Here is a 16,361-nt window from a genome sequence, read left to right on the forward strand (position 1 = left end):
AATGCTCCTTATTACCTAATCCTTGCAATTGAAATGATGGGTGCCGGCACCGACCGCCTTTTCCGTGCCGTCAGGCAAAATGATGTCGGCCGTGACATTGGCAGGAATCGCGATATCGAAGCTCCAGCCCGTATCCGTCCTCTTCCAGCCGGATACAACCTCGCCATAAATGCTCGCATAGGCTGCCTTGGCATAGGAGAGATCTCCGCCCGGATGAGGTGCAATGCGGAAGTGGTGCTCGCCTGCGCACTCGATGCCGCACATGCAACGGAAGAGCCAGGCGCAGATGGCACCTTTCGAATAGTGGTTGAGAGAGCCGATGCCGCCCTGCGCAGAGGTGCCTTCCCACGACTCCCATACGGTCGTCGCTCCCAACTTCGGCATGCAGAGCCACCCCGGCAGCTCCTCGTTCTCGAGGAGACGGTAGGCAGCCTTCAGGTCATACCCTGCAAGCACATCGAGGATGAGTGGCGTCGAGAGGAAACCTGTGCCGACCCTCCAGCCGTACATGTCGAGCGCTTCGATGAGACGCTTCTCGGCGAAGACCGTCTGCTCTTGGTCAAGAAGATGGAAGGCCAGGGGGCGCACGAGCCTGGCCTGGCGGTCCGTATCGAGCGTGTACTCCTGGAGGTGCGAGAGCTCCTGATAGGCTAGGCGGCACCCATCCGCATAGCGCTGGTAAAGCTTCTCGTCCTCGAGATGCCCGAGCTCGTGGGCAATCTCTGCCATGCGCGACATCACGAGCGCCGTATAGGCAGTCGCGACCTCGGGGTGCGGTGTCACGGTATCCTTCCAGTCCATCTTGTGAATATCCTCGGGCTCTGCCCACTCGCTGTAGCACTGGCCGGTATTGACGAGGAACTTCTTCGCTTCGCGCGAGAGCACAATCCGCTTCGAGAACGCGCCCCTCTTTCCACATCTCTTCATCATAAATCCCGCATAGCGCTGCATGCCAGGATAGAACTCGGAGAGGATGCTCGGGTCGTTGTAGTGCTTCCAGTAGCGATACGGAATGAGGACGCCGGCATCGGCCCAGCCGACCGAGCCGTCGAGGAACTTCATGTAGGAGTCCACGCCGCCGTAGGGCGCGATCTGCGTGAACGCGCCATCCTTGCGCTGTGCATCGAAGAGGTCGTGCAGCCATTTGCGCTCGAACGTCTCACAGTCGAAGAGATAGGAAAAGGTCTCGAAGAAGATCTGTGCATCTCCCGACCAGCCATGGCGCTCGCGGGTCGGGCAGTCGGTCGGGATATCGAGGGAGTTGCCCTTCGTGGACCAAACCGTGCAGCCGAAGAAGCGGTTCAGAAGCTCGTGCGAGCTCTCGAATGTCCCTGTCCTCAGCATGTCGGAATAGATGGCCTCGGCAAAGAGGTCTCCTTCATGCAAGTCCGTGTCGGTCTCGACCTCCACATAGCGGAAACCGAAGACGGCAAAGCGCATCTCATAGCTGTTCTCTCCCTCGCGGCAGACATACTCGACCTGCTGGAGCGGTGTCGCGAAGCCCTCGCGGGCACACTGGATGTTCTTGAGCGTGAGGTTTCCCTCGGAGTCGAGCAGCTCGCCTGCACGCAGGAGCACGTGCTGGCCTGCATGGGCCGAGATGGAAAAGCCGATCCAGCCTGCGATGTTCTGCCTGAGGTCGAAGAGAAGCCTGCCGTTCGGAGCCTTCTGGCACGCAGGCACGAAGCGCTCATGGGCACGCACCGGCACAGAGTCGGATGCGGTTGGCACGACCTTGCAGGTTGCAAGGCGCGCATGTCCCGAATAGCTGGGCACACGGGTCGCATCGACGATCTCGCCGTCCTTGTTGTCGGCGAAAAGGATGGGGCCATCATCCGACCATTCCCAGTCTTTACCGGAGCAGATGCACTCGGAGATCCCGTCCTTATAGGTAATCTCGAGCTGAGCCAGAAGCTTCGTCTGCGTGCCAAACTGGTTCAGGAGCCCCCAGGCGCCGGTCGAGCCGCGATACCACCCATCGGCGAGCTGGACCTCGAGCGCATGCGTACCCTCCTGGACCATATCGGTCACATCGTATGTCTGGTAGTGGATCCTCTTACGATAGTCCGTATATCCTGGCGCCATGCAGAAGTCGCCAACCTTGACACCATCGATCCTCGCCTCGTAGAGGCCGCAGGCCGTGATATAGAGACGGGCACGCACAACCTGCTTTGCTGTTTTGATGAGGCGGCGGAAGCAGTCGGCAGGGAAGCGTCCCTCGATGATGGGCTCACACACGACCTGATCGGGCCCTGGTGGATGCATGGCAGAGATCATCTGCTTGAAGTTGCTGACGGCGCTCGACCTCTGGGACGGCACATCGTAGTCGCCGGAGATCCAGGACGCCCTCCAATCTGCGGCATCGAGAAGCCCCATCTCGATCGTAGCGGCATCGGACCAGGGACCGGCTTTGCCCTCTTCATCCCAGATGCGCACCTGCCAGGAGACGCGCTCGCGGCTCCTGAGCGGGATGCCTGGCCACATGAGCTCCATTGAGGCGCTCTCAACCTTGCCGGTATCCCAGAGAAGGGAACCATCGTCTGCCCGGGAGATTATCTCATAGGCGCTCTGGGCGATGCCACTCTCATCCTGCCAGCGCAGGCGGGGCAATGCCATATCGATTCCCAGCGGATTCGTGAGGCAAGCTGCCTCAAGATTCACTGCATGCATGACCTTACTCCCTCGACTCGGTAGCTGCTGCCTCGTGACGGCTCTTGATCTCTGCCTGCTCCTGTCCAATCGTCTTTTCTACATCGAGCTTCGAGAGCAGAAAGACGATAACGATGGAAGTAATGATGTCGAGGATCAGGAAGAAGAACACGAAGACGGCCTTCGTGGCGTCGGACTGCTGGGCGGCAACCGTCACGCCGTCCACGACCGAAGGCGGAATATAGCCCGTGACCGAGAGCATGAGGTTGAAGACGCCGTTTGCAATACCGCCACAGACAGTCTGGGTGATCGAGTAGATGGCACTCGACAGCCCATCACAGCGGAAGCCGAACCTCCACTCGCAGTGGTCGAGCACATCGGCGAAGAGCGCCATGAACACATAGGAGGCAGGAAGGCAGCCGATGTTCTTGATAAACTGGCCAACAAGGACGATCGGCATGCTCGTCGGGACGATGGCACAGATCGCAGAGCCGACAGCGACGATAACGAAGCCGACAAGCGTCGTATTCCGAAGACCTGCACGTTTCGCAATCGGCCAGACGGCGAAGATACCAAGGCCCATCGGGATACCGCCGATAACGTTCACGAGCGTCATCGTTATGCCGTCATTGTAGGAGCCGAGAACATAGTTGCAGTAGTAGAGAAGTGACAGGTTCTTGAAGTTCATCGAGAGCGTGTAGATGAAGAGATAGAGCATAAGGACAAACCAGTAGCGGTCGTGGATGACAGTCTTGATCTGCTCGCGGAAGGGCAGAGGCTCTGTCTCTTCAGCCTCTCTCTGCTCCTCGGTCACGCGCTCGCGGGTGTAGTAGTATTCCATCAAGATCATAGGTAAAGCGATGGCGCCCAGGATCCAGCCCATAGTAGCCCAGGCCTCGCGGGAGGCGCCGAGGACCGGCAGCACGAACATCGGGAAGAGCATAGCGATGATGATGCCGGTCGCCATGGTCATCGCGATGTTGTTCATAACAGAAAGCGAGCCACGGGCGTCGGAGTCGCGGGTCGAGAGCGGGACCATCAGGTTGTGCGCCATCGTATAGAATGAGTTTGCGCAGAGATAGAAGAGGTTGTAGGTGATCGTGACCCAGATGACCTCAGCAGCGATGCCGAAATTCGGCACCGTGAAGCAGAGGGCCGAGGTAATGAAGAAAATCGGTGCCGAGATCAGAAGATAGGGACGGGCTTTGCCCTGACGGGTATGCGTGCGCTCGATGAGCTTTCCAACCCAGAGATTCACGGCGGCATTCGCGATCTTCGAGACGATCGGGAAGATGAGAAGGAAGAGTCCTCCCCACACGAGGGTGAGGCCCAGGGCATCTGTGTAGTAGACATTGAGATAGCTTGCAAGCACGGCGTTCACGAGCGCGGGCCCGATCGGCCCTATAAGATAGCCGAAGATCTTCTCCTTAGCACCCACTTTGTCTGTCTTCACGCGCGAGTCGAAGATACGTCTGTTCATGAATGAGAGAGATATGCCGCCCGCCATGCGATTCCTCCAAGCTGTCTGGCCACTTTTCTGATGTTGGCAAGATTCTACGGAGGGAAAGCAGAAATGTATGTCATATCTGTTCTATATTTGTCGTATCTGTTATTGTGATGACAGGTGGCAGGAAACGGCGGATGAACGGCGGCGTCCATGGACATCGGAGACCGCGACTATATAGCCCACCTCGTGACAGACATCTCGATGGTGCCGGTCCGCGTCTATGCGGGCCACGACAAGATTCTCTTCTCGAGCCCTGCACCTTTCCCCCAGGACCCGGCAGACCCACTCCTGCCCCGCCTCGAGAAGGAATCATCGGAGGCCTTCTGCTTCGAGACGGACGACTTCGCGCTCTACGGGTGCGTGCGAACAGAGAAGCTCCTCTTCGTCGTGGGGCCGTTCTATGACAAGCGGCCCGACGAACTTACCCAAGAACGCCTCAGCATCGCCTTGGGCGTCCTTCCCGATCAGATGCCTGCCTTCAAGGAGGCCATGGACACGCTTGGCATCATGCCCCGTGAGACCGCCCTCCTCATGACCTGCTCTCTCGGCTTTGCCCTCACAGGGAAACACCTCACGGTCGAAGACCTTGTAATCAGCAAAGAGTACCAGGAGGCGCTCTCGCGCGAGATGGCACAGGAGGAGTTCGGTCGCAACACATTCCGACCCGACGAGCGCACCCACTCGAGCCGCCAGGTCGAGCAGAAGATCTCCTCTTTCATCTCCCAAGGCAGGCCCCAGGAGCTTAGGAGCTACCTTGCAAGCATCCCGACCTTCCGTGCCGGCACGCTCACGAAGAGCTACCTCCGCCACACGAAGGACCTCCTGATCGTCGAGGCGACGCTCGCCTCGCGCGCTGCAATCGAGGGAGGTCTCGCCGAAGACGAAGCCTTGGGGCTCTCCGACGCCTATATCGGCCGCTGCGAAAGTATGCAGGACGTGAGCGAGATCGCTGATCTCGGCTGGCATATGCTCCTCGACTATGCAGAACGGGTCGAGAGGCTCAAGATAGGCAACGACCCCTCCCCCCTTGCCCGCGACGTTGCCGACTATGTGCATGCCTATATCTTCAAACCGATACAGACCCAGGAAGTGGCAGATGCACTCTCGGTGAGCCGCGGATTTCTTTCTACGCAGTTCAAACGCGAGTGCGGCATCTCACTTTCTGCCTATATCCGGCGCGAGAAGGTGGAGGAGGCAAAGCGTCTCCTCAAGAACACCGACCAGCCACTCCTTGCCATCTCCATCTATCTCGGCTTCTGCTCCCAGAGCCACTTCAGCACAGTCTTCAAGAAGGCCACGGGGATCACGCCAAACGGATGGCGGAAGCGCTACGCTTGAGGCTCTCCAGGCTGTCTCTGCGGTGAGGAGTTCCAGATGAAGCAGTACATCGTCGATGCCTTCACGGAGACCCTCTTCAAGAGTAATCCTGCCGCTGTCTGCCTTGTAGACGCCTGGTCTGAAGATTCCCTCATGCAGGCCATTGCGAAAGAGAATGCTCTCTCCGAGACGGCCTTCCTGCTTCCCAAGGAAGGATCCTATGGCCTTCGCTGGTTCACACCGAAAGGCGAGATCGACCTCTACGGGCATGCGACTCTGACCTCTGCCTTTGTTGCAAACCAGATCCTGCACCGATACTTTCCTTCGAAACCGCAGGCGGCAGGCTCGACGTCGTACGGAGAGACGGCCTCTATGCGATGGATTTCCCTGCCTTTGCGCTGATACGCATGGACGTCACGCCTGCCATGGAGCGTACCTTCGGAGAGGTACCCAAGGAAACCTGGCTCGGAGAGGACCTTGTCTTCCCGGAGCTTCCAGGACCAGCCAACCAATCTGAAGTGCGGGTTGGCAGGAAAGATGGCACCGTCAGGCGCTGCCATGCCCGGTCCCTCATCCGGCAGGCCGGATTCTTCTGGCGCCTTTGTCGCTTCCTACCCCGATGCCGGCGACAGGAATAATGACCTGTGTCAATATTTCGGACGGCGGATTAGCATTCTGAGTGCAACAGGATAGCCCGCTGAATGCAGGTGTGGCACACTCCGGAAGGCTACGATGTTGGTTGGCTAGTCAGCGTCGAAAGCTAAAAGGAATGTGCCACTACACACATCTTAGCCCTCAGGAGAGGGACTGCATAGCCACGCTGCATGCAGAGGGAAGGTCAATTGCCTATATCGCGGCAGAGATCGGCAAGAACAGCTCCAGCGTCTGCCACAAGCTCAAGAGAAACGGCCGGCACGGACGCTTTAGGGCATGTGCTGCCCAAAAGGAGGGCGGATGAGCGCCGCAGGAGATGCAGGGCGAAAAGGCGGCTTTCAGACCCTGCGCTTACGCAGAAGGTGCGCTTACTCATCATGGACAGACACTGGTCCCTGGAGGAGATAGACTATATCTCAGGCTCGAGGGTGGCGGCAGGTGCGTCATTGAGCCTGCCGACTATTCTTACAGGCAGGTCCGTAGCCGCCGCCCTCGACCTGCCGGGATCCGGCCCCGAAGGCCAGGTGCAGCACCACCTGCGCAGCAAGAGGCCTAAGACTAAAGACAAGATCGAGATCTTACATACCGTAAAGGAGAGGCCCAAGCAGGCCGATGAGAGGTCTCGCCTCGGAGAGGGGGGGAGGACGACACGCTCGTGGCAGCAGGACCCGTGTGCCTGCTCGTGCTTGCCGACAGGGCAGTGAGGCTGCTTGCCGCGAAGAGATGCCACCACGACAGCAGGAGCGTCTCTAAGGCCGAGGTCGGGCTGCTGCAGGGACGCCCGCTCGAGACGCTCACTCCGGATAGGGGCAAGCAGCTCGCAGGGCATGCAGATGTCACAGATGCCCTTTGAGGCGTGCAGTTCTACTTCTGCGACCCCCACCATCTATGGCAGAAGCTAACAGTTAAGAACACCAACGGGCTCCTGCGAAAGTTCTTCCCCTAAGGGCACAGACTTCGGCAAGGTCACAAACGAGGAGGTGCAGCATGCGGTGACCCTGATCAACAACAGGGCGAGGAAGGTCCTGAAATACAGGACAGCCAACGAGGTCTTTAGGGAGATGTTGCACTCAGCTTGACAATCTGCCGACAGAAATATTGACACAGGTCACTCCATAAAGTCACAGAAGAGCGCCCATAAAAGCAACAAGGCGCTCAAGAACCTCCTCATATTCAGCTGCAACTCCCTCGTGGGGACGAAGAAGCGCTTCAGGAGGTACTACGATGCCTGCGTTGCAAGGGGCATGAGACACAACAAGGCGCTCAAGGCACTCGCACGCAAGAGGCTCCGCGTAATCCATACAATGATGCGCGATGGGGTGCCATATGTGGAGCCGCCGGCAGGCGATGTAGAAAAGTCACCTGCTATGGCTTGACAGGACTATAGGGACACCCTCCCCGCACAATGCGGCCAGACGAGGCAAGCGTCTCCTCGAGCATCTCCCGGTTCTCGAGAAGCTTTATAGTCACCGACATGGTAGGTCCTTTCAGAACGGCGGCTTTCCCTGAAGTACGTCTACCACATCCCGCTGAAGCATCATCCCAAGGTATGAGAAGGGATCCAAAACCAACGCTTCGGACCTCATCGCTCACCCTGCCCTAGCGCTATATGTCGAGCTCGCTGACTTCCTTCGGATACTCGCGAAGCTCATCCGACTCATGGAGCGGGTTCCATACCTGCGCGAAGAAGGGATCGCGCTTGGCCCGCTCGCCGTAGTTCCAGCTCTTCCTCTCGCACTCGGGGCACCAGTGGCCGCCCTCGAGCACAAGGCGCGGCGATGCCTCGAACTCATGGCCGAAGGCGCAGCGGAAGCGGAGCTTGCCTGTCCAGTCACCCTTCTTCATGCTCGTGGAGAGGAGCTCGCCACCACGGAACTTGGCGGCCTTCTGCATGTCCTCGAGCGAAAGCTCGCTCTCGGACTTGGACTCGTCGTAGCCGTGATCGATGCGCACGGCCGTATCCCAGTCCGTGAATGGCTCCATCTCGCTCACTTTGGAAGGCAGCACCTCCCAGGCCTTCTTCGAGCCCCAGTAGGCGTCGATGCGGTCCTCCATGTTGGCCTGGATGAAGTGACGTGTTCCGTGGCCCGCATCGAGAAGCTTGTCGAAGGTCGACTTGTTGATGATCTTGCCCATGAGAGCCTCGCCACCCGGAACCCGGCAGAGGAAGCGCGAGAAGCCAATGGTAGCAGGGTCCATGGCCTCGAGGTACTCGTCGTAGAAATACTGCATCGAGTCATGCTGAAAGTGGAGGTAGCCCTCGAGCTTGTTCGAATCGAGGTAGTACTGGCCGTGGAAGTTCCTCGTCGCCGTATAGCGCGGATCGATCACGTGATCGAGGCTCTTGAATCCGAGCGCTCCATAGAGCGTGCGATACATGTCGATTGTCGAAGTGCGACAGGAGGGGCCGCCGCCAATGTTATAGATGTGGCCCCAAAACGAGGAGTCGAGCGTTCCTGTTGCCTCGTAGTCTGCAAGGTGTGCCATCGCGCATCCCGAATCGCGGTCGGAGACATACTCGAGCACGTTGTAGAGGCAGTTATGGAACTGGATCGCATCGCGGATACGCACCATCGCAGGCCCCATGATGCCGGTTTGGCGCAGGCTTGCCCAGCGCGTAAGGCCGGACTCGATCACAAGACGCTCTGCTGCGACCTTGGATACTGCGTAGTAGTCGAATATCGACGGCTTGATCGGATCTCCCACACGTCCCCAGTGGATCGGCGGCATGCGGTCTCCGGTCTCCGCGACCGTGCCGATGTAGACAAAGGCACAGCTCTTCTCTTCACCGAGCTCGTAGATGCACTCGATGAGGTTCTTCGTGCCGCCGTAGTTCACCTGCATCGCGCGCTTCGGATAGTAGTCGGCCGAAGGAGAGACGAAGGCCGCGATGTGGATCACGAGGTCGGTGTCGGAGAGGCAGCGCTTCAGGGCTTCCTTGTCATCGAGGTCGCCCCAGACGATCTCGAGGCCGTCTTTGCCCTTGAAGGGTGCCATCTCCTTGCGGTTCTTCTCCGAGTTGCGCACGAGTAACACGAGGTCGTATGCCTTGCCTACATTGGGCATCATCTGCTTCAAGGACTCCATGCCCATGCCGCCCGAGGCACCGGTCATGAAGACACGAAGATTCTTTGCCATCCTACTCTCCCTTCATCGAAATCGTCTTAGCCTTGCCTTCTGCCACTGCCATGGAGAGCTTCACGGAGTCGCCGATGGCGGCGTTGATATCGTCGTCCGTGACTCCCAGGGGCACAGACCCCAGATTCCTGTCAATGAAGAGATTCGTGCACTGGATGTCGGCAAAGCGGACCATATCGAGGCCACCATCGATACCGCGCTTCTTCTGATCGCGGCGGATGGTCCAGCCACCGATTGCATACATCCACTTCGGGATCGTCTTGATCGGCTTGCCGGCGCAACCCATGTACTTCTGGACGATATCGAGCATGTCCTTCCACGTCATGTTCCACCAGCCGATAGGGTAGCAGTTTCCGCCATGATTGTGCTCGACGGCACCGGCAAGCGCCTGCCCCACCTGGCGCACTGTCACCATGGTCGTGCCGCCCTTCGTCCAGAGCGTTTTGTTCTTCATCTTGGCAATGGTTTCGACGAGAAAGACCCGCATGGGGCGCCTGCCTGGCTGCGTGCCGAAGATATAAGGAAGCTCGAGCACCGCGACATCGAAGTGGCCATCTGCGAAGCTTATGGCAGCCTCCTCCTGCTCGATGCGGCTCCTGATGTAGGGATGCCACTTCGTGAGCTCCATGTCAGGGTGCGTCTTTGCAAGATAGGCAAAGTAGCTGCCGCAAATCACGACATGCTTCACACCACACCCCTTCGCAAGCGGAAGAAGCCGCTTGATCGGATCGATGTTGAACTTCTTGTACAGGTCGTAGATCGGTGCCGGTCCCTCGACGCGCTCGTCGACACCTGCCGCGAAGAGGAAAGCATCGCAGCCACGAAAGTGTTCTCGCAGCTCATCGTCAGACATTTCGAGATAGTTGCCGAACTCAATCTTCATCTCCGGAGGAAGCGGGGCCCCTTCCGGCAGTGGTGGCAGCGCCAGCGTTGCCACCTCATGGCCGCGAGCTATGAGCTCGCGCGCCGCCTCGCTTCCCAGAAGCCCCGTGCCACCGATTATGAACACCTTCATGGAGGTCCCCTCACCATCTGTCCTACACTCTGATTTGAGGAAATGATAGCGGCGAGAGAGGCCCTCTGTCTTATATTCCTGTCCTCAATCTTTCATATCTGTCATATCGTGCCCGCAAGATAAAGAGTCACTACAACGAGAGAGGTCTACCATAGAGAGCAGCAGTGCAAAGAGAAAGGAACTACATGGATATCAAGATCAAGCGCCCCTATGAGGCAGCAACACCCGACGATGGCTACCGCATGCTCGTGGACAGGCTCTGGCCACGCGGCATCAAGAAGGAGAATCTCACTATGGACGAGTGGGCAAAGTGCCTTGCCCCTTCGACCGAAACGAGGAAGGCCTTTGGCCACAAACCGGAGAACTTTGACACGTTCCGGCAGCAATACCTCGCAGAGCTTGATGCCTCTGCAGATGCTCAGGCAGAAGCAGAAAAGCTCAAGGAACTCGCACCCGAGACTGTGACGCTACTTGTCGGTGCCAAGGACCCAACCTTGAGCCAAGGACCGATCCTCAAAGAGTGGCTCGAGCAGAAACTTGCCTGATCAGATTCCCAAGACCTCGATAGCCTCCGCCAGGAAAGCGGCAGCGCCCTTTTCTGCCCCTGAGGCGTAGTACTCCTGAGAGCGCGGATCTACCACATACATCTGGCCCAGGCTCACATGCATCTTGTGTGTGAGCCTGCGGTCCCTGCCCCGGTGTGCCTGTACCCAAGCAGTATGGGTGCGCATGAGTTTTGTCACCTCGCTGCTCTGGGCATTGCCCGTCTTCAGAGCGAGCTTGAGCTGGTCGATGATTCGATCTTCAAGCACGCGCAAGTTGTTCCACTCACCCTCGTCCATGCTCAGCAGGACATCATTGGCAGCATTCACGACGGCATCGTCGTATTTCGCCTTCACCTTAGCCCCGTAGCACCATTCGTTCTCTTCTATCGTTGCTTCCTTGAGGCTCGAGAACCTCTCTTATGTACCTATCTCCCTTCCTTTCTTCAACGCCCCAAACGTGCGCTCGGCACACTTACGCGCCTCATGCTGTGCCTGTTCGCGCTCTTCAAACATCGCTATCTGTTCCTCAAGCGCTTCCTTTTCATCCATACCATTCTCGTCGAGGAGCTCTCCCATGCGCACAAGCGGCATCCCGCAGGCCCGCCAAAGCAGGATCTCCTGCAGGCGCTCGGCATCCTCCTCCGTATAGATGCGGTAGCCATTCTCTGCTCGCTTCGGCATGAGAAGCCACCGCTCATCGTAGAGCCGAAGGGTACGCACGCTCACGCCAGCAAGCGTGCTCATCTCCTAGGGAAACGATGATTAATGCCCCATAACGTGTCAGAGGGGACCGACCACACAGCCTTTCTAGGCCGGAATGCGGGAAAGGCAGGGAAGGATGCTCATCCAGTACGTGCAGGAGCCGCTATCCTTACATTTGTCCTGCCGCATGCACCGCAAGAAGGCTCCAAGACGGATCAAGCGACTCTGGGAGCCGGGAGGCGCAGCCTGCCGGCAAAAGATGCACATGGGTAAGGTTTGCAAGGGCGAGGCAGACTCGAGTGTGCAGGTATCTTCTCTATCCTTCTGTAGCGCTTCCTTAAGGGGCAGAAGCGCCGCTTCACGATAAGGAAGGGTGCTTCTACCTTTGAGCGGCCGGATGCCTTCCTGGACTCGATGCCCTTTTCGGCTGAGAGTGCACAGGCAAGACCCTCTCTAGTCGAAGGCTTCCTTAGCAACGCTTTAGCGCACAGATGAGAGGTGTGGGTCTTTATGCGTCCTTAAGGGCGCTTCGCTATACCTATATAGCCTAAAGTCTGCGCAGCAGAACCTGTCATCTTCCCTTACGAGTGTGTGTGCCACAGGATATGTCGGACACATTCTAGGCGATCGTCTCCACACCATGCACAAGGCCGCCTGCGGCATCCACGCCGATATGCGCCTTGTATCCGATACGCCAGACTCCCCCTTTCTTGGACTGGTGCGCTTTAAGGGTCACGCGCATGGTCTTGGTTCTTCGTTAAGCTTTAGGGCCCAGGTGAAGGTCACATCCACCATGGAGCCACCCCGCGCCGTGATCCCTGCCTTCTTAAGTTCTAAGTTCAGGTCGTGAAGCACAAGCTTTACCGAACTCCTCTCGCTTTAAGGCTATGGCGCATCTTCGCAAGTGTCGTCGCATCTGGCACCTGCGCTTGCATGAGGTCTACGTGCACAGAAGCGCTGCCAGGAGTGACAATCCAGGATAGCATCCTTAGGTTCTCTCGTCTTAAGAGAGCGAACATTACCTAAAGCAGGATACATCCTAAAGCTTTGTCTTTGCAGCGTGCACATGCCTGACAAGAGCCTGTCAGTGGTAGCTGGTATCTACCAGTGCAATCCAGCTGTGCCACACAACGATTGCATCCATCCGCTCCAGGAGTGCCTCTCGTCTGGTCTTTCTCCTCTGGCCCTGGGATTTAAGGTTATAGTTTCGCTCTCACGGAATAGCATACTCTGCTTTAGTATGATCAGGAACTTATCGGATCAAATCATAGCAATCATATCATGCATAGCGACATGATATGATGCGTTTTCGATACGATAGTGATGCGATTCTGATGTGATTTATGAATATACAGGATGATTCGTACGTCCACTCCCCTAAGCCATTATGTTGTAATTGTATCCATACGAAAGCGTCCCACTGCTCCCCTCTTCAGGAAACAACGGAACGCTCATTCCAACGCATTACCTTGTCGCATCGTTCTGCAGGTTGATCAAATCTCTATTTCTCAAGCTCTCGGCGCCCAAGCTCCAGGGAGCCGAGGATGCCTTGGTCTCCGCCACAGCCAGCAGGCACGATGTAGTTGTCGATATCGTCCAACTCAGGGGTTACCAGGTAGCCGCCGAGCAGCTTCAAGGTCTTCTGACGGACCTGCGGGAACATCTGCTCCTGTTTCATCACACCGCCGCCGAGTACGATCTTCTGCGGTGAGTAGCACAGGATATAGGTTGCAACGCCCTGCGCGATGTAAGAGCTCTCGATATCCCACACCTTATCGTTGCCAGCGAGCTCATACCCCTTCTTGCCCCAGCGCTTCTCGATTGCAGGGCCTGCCGCCATGCCTTCCAAACAGCAGTCATGGTAGGGACAGTTGCACTTGAAGTCATCGCCTGGAACACGCTCAACATGGATGTGTCCAGCCTCAGCATGGAGCATACCGTGGAGAAGGTTGCCTTCGATCATCACGCCGGTACCGATGCCAGTTCCGATCGTAACGTAAATGACATTCGAGAGGCCCTTCGCGGCACCGAAGACCGCCTCACCTAAGCAGGCAACATTGACGTCGGTGTCATAGCCCACCGGGACATTCAGCTCACGTAGGAACGGCCCACGCAGATCGCAGTTGATCCAAGCCGTCTTAGGAGTGATGAGGATGTGGCCGAACCGGGGATCCTTTGGGTTTACCGCAGTCGGTCCAAAGGCGCCAATACCTAGTGCATCGATATTGCGCAAACGGAACCACTCTACCATCTTCGGAATACACTCCTTTGGCTCAGTGGTAGGAATCTCTTCGCGCTCAGAAATATTGCTTTTCTCGTCGCCGATGGCCATGACCATCTTTGTACCACCGGCTTCAATAGCACCTATCTTCGCCATTTGAGCGTCCCTCCTTACTTGGGATAGTTATGGGTGAAACAGCTTCGCCAGCCTTTTGCCGGCGGAGCCCTTTAAATGGCCTTGTTCTACGCCCTGTCTCTACCACACGTCACCTATGCATATGTGTAGCACCTCGTTCTTGCTGCCAAAACGAGGTACTGCTTTGACCTATCATTTCGCTAATTCTATACAGAGATTATTATCTTTTTTAACAGTTCTGTATAGGCTCCTAACGATGAGCGTGATATAGCGCTAAGCCCACAAGTATTTCGGCTCAGACCTAAAACTTGTGTGTAGCCCCATCACGCACCAGCCCCGGCTGCCTTCGGGTAGCGCCTGCTGGCATCGAAGATCTTGAGGAAGAAGTACTCGTCGTTAGGGTATCCCTAGCCTGCCCTCCTGAGCGTCTTGATCATGCAGTTGGTGCCTTCCACCTTCCCCGAGGATATCTGGTGCCTGGCATGCGCGATGATGCCGTCCATGTGCCCTTCTGCGAGACAGGAAACCCTGGCGAGATACCTGTCTTTCGTGCCGCGGCAGACCTCCACGACCTGCTCCATCGCATCGCGCATGCGCTTCTCCTGCCTGTAGCCATATGCCCTGGAGAGCATCTCATCTGCGATGTCGCAGGCGAAGGGCAGCTCGTTTTGGGATATGAGCTCCTCGTAGCGCTTCCTGGCGCCTCCTGTCTGCAGGGCCTCCTCATTGCCGAAGAGGGCGCTGCCCCTTAAGACCACCTTGCCGGCGCGTGCATCGCGCTCCTTCCTCTTCCTCGTGTCCTTGCCGGACATAAGGATGTATGTGGAGTGCTTGAGGGGCACACGCGGCCTCGGCGTCGCCCTCCTCCTTAAGCCTTGCCTTCTTATCCTTCCTGACCTTACAGATGACCTTCTCGTTGAAGTTCTTCACGATATGGAAGCAGTCGTAGACGATGTGCGGGAACCTCTTAAGAAAGGCGCACTCGAAGTCGGCGTTCATGTCGCAGGCGATGGCCTCTACATGCAAACATCCACTCCTCGCCCACGTGGTCGCAGAAGGCATGGAGGACCTTCTTTCCCTTCGAATGGACAAGCCACAGCACATGTCCCATCTTGAGGTCTATGATCACGGTGGCGCAGCGGTGCCCGCCGTGAAGCTTGAACGTATCTGCACCCAGATACCTTCCCTGCCGCTCGGGCTTGCGCAGCTTTCGCTTACTGCCTTCCCCTTCCGTGTAGAGCCCAGAGAGCCTCGCGCGCTCGATCTTTTTCACGACGTTTCTGTCGAAGCCTGCCGTGGGCGACATCGCCTTGAGGGTCTGCCCCAGGGCGAGCAGGTCACACACGAAGGCAAGCAGCAACAGCGTGATGCGCTGGCCTGAAGCCCTGAAGGGGGACGTCCTCGATGCAGGAGGCCCCGCACTCCCTGCATGCCCATCTTGGCCGCGAGACCTCTATCCTTGCCTCTCCATCCCGAGAGGGAGATGCCAAAGTGCGATGGGGGCCTTCCCGTTTTTCTCCATTGCCTTTCCGCAGCAGGGGCACGAGGGTGCATCCTTCGATATCAGCCTGCCGGGGACAGTGAGGATCTGTACCACCTTCCTGCATCTCCTGCCCGATGTGCCGAGCTCCTCCGTGCAGACGCTCTCCTTAGAATCTCCTGCCTGCACGAAGCCCACGAGATGGGAGGGGATCCGGAAGAAGACAGAGTCTTCTCCAGCATGGGAAATAGCGGGCAGCTGGGCTGATGGCGATGCTACACTTGTCATTGCGCTCCATCCTTGTTCGGGATCTTCTTGTTGCGATGCAAGATTCTAGAGGATGACCGCTTTTCTGTCCCTTTGAGCATCAAGCCATGGGCATCTGCCCACAGGTTTCAGGACTGAACCGGCAGATTGTCAAGCTGAGTGTAACATCTCCCTAAAGACCTCGTTGGCTGTCCTGTATTTCAGGACCTTCCTCGCCCTGTTGTTGATCAGGGTCACCGCATGCTGCACCTCTTCGTTCGTGACCTTTCCGAAGTCGGTGCCCTTAGGGGAAGAACTTTCGCAGGAGCCCGTTGGTGTTCTTAACTGTTAGCTTCTGCCATAGATGGTGAGGGTCGCAGAAGTAGAACTGTACACCTCAAAGGGCATCTGTGAGCCCTGTATGCCCTGCGAGCTGCTTGCCCCTATCCGGAAGTGAGCGTCTCGAGCGGGCGTCCCTGTAGCAGCCCGACCTCGGCCTTGAAGACGCTCCCGCTGACGTGCTGGCTCTCTTCGCGGCAAGCAGCCTCACTGCCCTGTCGGCAAGCACAAGCAGGCACATGGGTCCCGCTGCCACGAGCGTGTCGTCTGCCCAGTCTCCGAGGTAAGACCTCGCATCGGCCTGCTTGGGCCTCTCCTTTACGCTATGCGAGATCCTGATCTTACCCCTGATCTTAGGCCCCTTGCTGCGATCCTCTTCCCCTTCCTGCGCAGGTGGTGCCGTACCTGGCCTT

21 protein-coding genes are annotated in these 16,361 nt (G+C 57.5%); 7 read left to right on the plus strand and 14 right to left on the minus strand.

What is annotated here, in order from left to right:
* Nucleotides 1-15 precede the first annotated feature (15 nt).
* Both J4859_RS13635 and J4859_RS13640 read right to left on the minus strand, forming a co-directional pair.
* The gene (locus J4859_RS13635; protein WP_212330566.1) at nt 16-2,670 is read right to left on the minus strand and encodes a family 78 glycoside hydrolase catalytic domain; all 2,655 of its coding nucleotides are present in this window, start codon (nt 2,668-2,670) and stop codon (nt 16-18) included.
* Between the two features lie 4 nt (nt 2,671-2,674).
* Nucleotides 2,675-4,156, minus strand: coding sequence for an MFS transporter (locus J4859_RS13640; RefSeq protein WP_212330568.1), 1,482 nt, complete (start codon nt 4,154-4,156; stop codon nt 2,675-2,677).
* A 150-nt stretch (nt 4,157-4,306) separates the two neighbouring features.
* Here J4859_RS13640 and J4859_RS13645 point away from each other — a divergent pair, with 150 nt between their 5' ends.
* From J4859_RS13645 to J4859_RS13670, 6 genes are all read left to right on the plus strand, one after another.
* A complete protein-coding gene (locus tag J4859_RS13645) occupies nt 4,307-5,494 on the plus strand; it encodes a helix-turn-helix domain-containing protein (protein ID WP_212330570.1) in 1,188 nt (395 codons plus the stop codon).
* A 36-nt stretch (nt 5,495-5,530) separates the two neighbouring features.
* Nucleotides 5,531-5,875, plus strand: coding sequence for a PhzF family phenazine biosynthesis protein (locus tag J4859_RS13650; RefSeq protein ID WP_212330572.1), 345 nt, complete (start codon nt 5,531-5,533; stop codon nt 5,873-5,875).
* Nucleotides 5,876-6,242: 367 nt separating this feature from the next.
* Nucleotides 6,243-6,431: a helix-turn-helix domain-containing protein gene (locus tag J4859_RS13655; RefSeq protein WP_212330574.1), complete on the plus strand. Its 189-nt coding sequence runs from the start codon at nt 6,243-6,245 to the stop codon at nt 6,429-6,431.
* Between the two features lie 73 nt (nt 6,432-6,504).
* Nucleotides 6,505-6,831 carry a hypothetical protein gene (locus J4859_RS13660; RefSeq protein ID WP_212330576.1) on the plus strand — a complete coding sequence of 109 codons (327 nt, stop codon included), beginning with the start codon at nt 6,505-6,507 and terminating at the stop codon, nt 6,829-6,831.
* A complete protein-coding gene (locus J4859_RS13665; RefSeq protein ID WP_212330577.1) occupies nt 6,798-6,980 on the plus strand; it encodes a hypothetical protein in 183 nt (60 codons plus the stop codon). Before J4859_RS13660 ends, J4859_RS13665 begins: the two co-directional genes overlap by 34 nt.
* Before the next feature lie 337 nt (nt 6,981-7,317).
* Nucleotides 7,318-7,503 carry a hypothetical protein gene (locus J4859_RS13670; RefSeq protein WP_212330579.1) on the plus strand — a complete coding sequence of 62 codons (186 nt, stop codon included), beginning with the start codon at nt 7,318-7,320 and terminating at the stop codon, nt 7,501-7,503.
* 229 nt (nt 7,504-7,732) lie between these two features.
* Here J4859_RS13670 and J4859_RS13675 read toward each other — a convergent pair whose 3' ends face one another.
* On the minus strand, nt 7,733-9,265 hold the full coding sequence (locus tag J4859_RS13675) for an NAD(P)-dependent oxidoreductase (RefSeq protein WP_212330581.1): 1,533 nt from the start codon (nt 9,263-9,265) through the stop codon (nt 7,733-7,735).
* 1 nt (nt 9,266) lies between these two features.
* The gene (locus J4859_RS13680; protein ID WP_212330583.1) at nt 9,267-10,280 is read right to left on the minus strand and encodes an NAD(P)-dependent oxidoreductase; all 1,014 of its coding nucleotides are present in this window, start codon (nt 10,278-10,280) and stop codon (nt 9,267-9,269) included.
* A 185-nt stretch (nt 10,281-10,465) separates the two neighbouring features.
* On the opposite strand from J4859_RS13680, the gene J4859_RS13685 reads away from it, so the two are divergent.
* The gene (locus tag J4859_RS13685) at nt 10,466-10,825 is read left to right on the plus strand and encodes a DUF488 domain-containing protein (protein WP_212330586.1); all 360 of its coding nucleotides are present in this window, start codon (nt 10,466-10,468) and stop codon (nt 10,823-10,825) included.
* On the opposite strand, the gene J4859_RS13690 is transcribed toward J4859_RS13685, so the two are convergent.
* The 10 genes from J4859_RS13690 to J4859_RS13725 all read right to left on the minus strand — a co-directional run bounded on the left by J4859_RS13690 (nt 10,826) and on the right by J4859_RS13725 (nt 16,204).
* On the minus strand, nt 10,826-11,179 hold the full coding sequence (locus J4859_RS13690) for a TipAS antibiotic-recognition domain-containing protein (RefSeq protein WP_212330589.1): 354 nt from the start codon (nt 11,177-11,179) through the stop codon (nt 10,826-10,828).
* A gap of 63 nt (nt 11,180-11,242) precedes the next feature.
* A complete protein-coding gene (locus J4859_RS13695; protein ID WP_212330591.1) occupies nt 11,243-11,569 on the minus strand; it encodes a MerR family transcriptional regulator in 327 nt (108 codons plus the stop codon).
* A gap of 577 nt (nt 11,570-12,146) precedes the next feature.
* A complete protein-coding gene (locus J4859_RS17180; RefSeq protein ID WP_256436757.1) occupies nt 12,147-12,269 on the minus strand; it encodes a hypothetical protein in 123 nt (40 codons plus the stop codon).
* Nucleotides 12,260-12,382 carry a hypothetical protein gene (locus J4859_RS17185; RefSeq protein ID WP_256436758.1) on the minus strand — a complete coding sequence of 41 codons (123 nt, stop codon included), beginning with the start codon at nt 12,380-12,382 and terminating at the stop codon, nt 12,260-12,262. The genes J4859_RS17180 and J4859_RS17185 overlap by 10 nt, the downstream gene beginning before the upstream one ends.
* 646 nt (nt 12,383-13,028) lie before the next feature.
* Complete coding sequence (locus J4859_RS13700) at nt 13,029-13,904, minus strand: ROK family protein (RefSeq protein WP_212330593.1); 876 nt, start codon at nt 13,902-13,904, stop codon at nt 13,029-13,031.
* Nucleotides 13,905-14,290: 386 nt separating this feature from the next.
* Nucleotides 14,291-14,695 (minus strand): transposase, encoded by a 405-nt coding sequence (locus J4859_RS13705; protein WP_212330595.1) that lies wholly within the window; start codon nt 14,693-14,695, stop codon nt 14,291-14,293.
* Complete coding sequence (locus tag J4859_RS17960) at nt 14,607-14,945, minus strand: transposase (RefSeq protein WP_371812075.1); 339 nt, start codon at nt 14,943-14,945, stop codon at nt 14,607-14,609. Before J4859_RS17960 ends, J4859_RS13705 begins: the two co-directional genes overlap by 89 nt.
* Entirely contained in the window at nt 14,851-15,243 is a 393-nt protein-coding gene (locus tag J4859_RS13715) for a hypothetical protein (protein WP_212330599.1), read from the minus strand. Before J4859_RS13715 ends, J4859_RS17960 begins: the two co-directional genes overlap by 95 nt.
* Before the next feature lie 93 nt (nt 15,244-15,336).
* A complete protein-coding gene (locus tag J4859_RS13720; RefSeq protein ID WP_212330601.1) occupies nt 15,337-15,651 on the minus strand; it encodes a hypothetical protein in 315 nt (104 codons plus the stop codon).
* A 355-nt stretch (nt 15,652-16,006) separates the two neighbouring features.
* Entirely contained in the window at nt 16,007-16,204 is a 198-nt protein-coding gene (locus J4859_RS13725; protein WP_212330603.1) for a hypothetical protein, read from the minus strand.
* Nucleotides 16,205-16,361: the final 157 nt, after the last annotated feature.

The sequence above is a fragment of the Atopobium sp. oral taxon 416 genome, assembly GCF_018128285.1.
Classification (GTDB): Bacteria; Actinomycetota; Coriobacteriia; order Coriobacteriales; family Atopobiaceae; genus Olsenella_L.